Origin of the sequence: Sodalis sp. (in: enterobacteria) (assembly GCF_047607725.1) — a bacterium.
Classification (GTDB): domain Bacteria; phylum Pseudomonadota; class Gammaproteobacteria; order Enterobacterales; family Enterobacteriaceae; genus JBLKSS01.
Map to the genome: position 1 here is coordinate 1 of NZ_JBLKSS010000315.1, position 2,526 is coordinate 2,526.

6 protein-coding genes are annotated in these 2,526 nt (G+C 58.1%); all 6 read right to left on the reverse strand.

Annotated features, from left to right (window positions below):
* A partial coding sequence (locus ACMX3H_RS19025) for a transposase (RefSeq protein ID WP_415211895.1) occupies positions 1–250 on the reverse strand: 250 nt, incomplete at its 3' end.
* 55 nt (positions 251–305) lie between these two features.
* Positions 306–452: a hypothetical protein gene (locus ACMX3H_RS19030; RefSeq protein WP_415211896.1), complete on the reverse strand. Its 147-nt coding sequence runs from the start codon at positions 450–452 to the stop codon at positions 306–308.
* Between the two features lie 15 nt (positions 453–467).
* Positions 468–758 carry a phage protein Gp37 gene (locus ACMX3H_RS19035; RefSeq protein ID WP_415211897.1) on the reverse strand — a complete coding sequence of 97 codons (291 nt, stop codon included), beginning with the start codon at positions 756–758 and terminating at the stop codon, positions 468–470.
* Positions 727–966: a phage protein Gp37 gene (locus tag ACMX3H_RS19040; protein WP_415211898.1), complete on the reverse strand. Its 240-nt coding sequence runs from the start codon at positions 964–966 to the stop codon at positions 727–729. The genes ACMX3H_RS19035 and ACMX3H_RS19040 overlap by 32 nt, the downstream gene beginning before the upstream one ends.
* Complete coding sequence (locus tag ACMX3H_RS19045; RefSeq protein ID WP_415211899.1) at positions 935–1,105, reverse strand: phage protein Gp37; 171 nt, start codon at positions 1,103–1,105, stop codon at positions 935–937. Before ACMX3H_RS19045 ends, ACMX3H_RS19040 begins: the two co-directional genes overlap by 32 nt.
* Complete coding sequence (locus tag ACMX3H_RS19050; RefSeq protein ID WP_415211900.1) at positions 1,105–2,379, reverse strand: Mu-like prophage major head subunit gpT family protein; 1,275 nt, start codon at positions 2,377–2,379, stop codon at positions 1,105–1,107. The genes ACMX3H_RS19045 and ACMX3H_RS19050 overlap by 1 nt, the downstream gene beginning before the upstream one ends.
* Positions 2,380–2,526 lie beyond the last annotated feature (147 nt).

Sequence of the window (2,526 nt, forward strand, 5' to 3'; positions counted from 1 at the left end):
ATGGTTCGGCGGTGAGTGTAACCGCCAGTAGCTCAGCCTGCTGTGTAGTGGGGATTTTAGGTTGGACACCGAACTTGCCCTGACGGTAGAGCTGGCGCCAGTTGAACAGCAAATGGTCATTGATACCGTTATCCCGTGCCAGCTTGGTAATGGATATGCCGGGCTGGAGCGCCTGCTCAACCAGCTTAATGTCAAAGTCCAGCGAGAAATTGGGACGACGTCTTGAGGGTTTTGGTGGGGTTTGTTTCATGAATTGCGCCCATTAAAAAAATAATGGACATCATCTTCAATAACTTGATGGGGAATTAACAGACGGCGCTAGGCGTACGCTTACGACCAAACAGACTGGCGGCGTCCTCATCGCTGAACACATTTACCGGCGTCAGCCCGTCGGTGTCCAGCGGCAGTTCACCTTCGGCCAGGCGACGATGATAGTAGACGGTATTCGGCACATGCAGACCATCACGTCAATCATGGTCTTTTGCCCTTGTGGTCACGATATCCTGCGAGGCAACTGTTGGTTGACCCTCAAGGTGATACGCCAGCCCGGTGCGCTCATGCATCGGCCACGGCCTATCCAGTCGCCCCTGATAGTCAGCAAACAGCCGGTCAGGGTCATTGTCGCTTTCCGGCGCAGGCCAGCGGCCGTTATCCAGCGCCTCTTCAACCCAGACCGTGTCGAACTCGCAGGCATAGGCAGCCAGGGCATCACTGTTCAGGCGGGTGCTAAACAGCGAACGTACTCGGCCCGGCAGCAATGGCTCGATAAGGCAACCCCATATCCTGACGGCTCATTAAACGCCGCACGGCGCGAATCAGCCGGTTGCAGCCCACTTCGTCACGCGCCGGGCCGCCCTTGCGCCGGGCGGCTTCCTCACGCACCGAACAGGCCGCCAGCAGCACCGAAAAACGCCCGGTGGTGTAAAAACGGTGTTTATGGGTACTGACCGGGCGGGTCTGCTGCACGCCAAGAAAGGTCACCCAGCAGGCGGGCGATAGTCCCCACATCGTCCAGCTCACCTCCATAGCTGCCCACGCTATACACCATGCGACCCAGCCCCTCTTTAAGCCGTGCCATCATGGCGTTTTCAATCTCGCTTATCATTAAAATCCCCCTCCGCCGGTCTGGTTGCGTCCCCAGATGCGGCGCCCGGAAAAGAACGCCGCCCCGGCGTTACCCTGCAGTGTCCCACCGCTTTGTGTGGTGGCCAGCGTGACCCGACCATTGGCAACGTTTTCCAGATAGCGGATGGCATCGCGGTAGTGGTCACGGATTTCATCGGTGCACACCCGCTCAGTGCCCGTGAGACGGTAGCGGGCAATATCGCAGGCGATGCCACGCAGGTTGGAGGGCACCACCGGCAGCGGCAGGGTATAGCGCCCGCCGATATAGCCGTTAATCTCATCGGCAGCCGCCTGCAACCCGCCTGCCAGCACCGCGTCATCAATCTTGCCGGTGTTGTCGCGGTCGGTCAGGATGCGCACCTCCCGCTCTCCGAAGCGCAACACCATGTCCTCAAGGCTCGCGTACACGCTTATTTGCCCGTCGAGCCGTAGGCCATCCATCTGCCAGAAGCCAAACCCGGCCTGACCGCGCGCCTCTGCGCCAAACTTGAACTGCTTGCGCATAAACACGTCAGGGCTGTTGATATCGGTCATGGTGACAAACAGCGGGGCCTGGCGCTGCTGGAAAATCAGCGGCTTTAGCGGGCGGCTGGTATCCATCAGGAACCAGGCGCTGTCCGATGTCAGCCAGGGCACGACCAGCACCTCGGCGGTGCCTTTGTAGATATTGGCCTTGCCATCATCCAGACGTTCGGCGGTGATAAGGGTACGTGCCACATCGTCGAGCGCCGGCGACACAACCAGCAGATTGGGCATGATATTCAGCGGCCATCCCTCTTCGTCCTTCATCTGACGCAGCTGCTTGCGCGCCTCGCCGTAGGATGCCTGCGCCTCGGCCAGCGACGACGCCAATAACGGTTTTTTGCCGAGATTGGAGTAGGTGGTTTTGCCCATACTGTGCGTGTCGCTGAAAAACGGCTGGCCGTCATAGCCTTTTTCGCTAAAGCCTTTATTCAGCAGCTCAAACACCATCTCGTCCGGCCATTGTTTGGCGGCAAAGCCCGCATCCTGCGCCTGGGGCTGGTAAACATCCAGCTGGTCATCCTGGATGTCGTTGCGGTCCACTTCCACCGTGGCCTCATAGTCATCATTGACCAGGGTATAGGTTGACGCTGCCAGCGCCTTGACCTGCTTGTCGCCTATCCATTTGCGCATCCGCGGGAAGCGGCTTAACCAGGCGTAGATGTTCTCCTTGCCGGTGGACGGCACCAGGGTGACCACCTTGTCCCACTGGGTGGGCGCGGCGTCAAACACCTGGTTAAAGGGTAAGCGCCCCGTGGAGGACGTCTTGAATTATTGGTGGGTTTGTTGTATGAGACAGTAAACCTACGTTACACGCTTATGCTCATTGCATTTTCACATTGTATTGATTTTAATAACTTTTATTTCCATCCCGGTTTG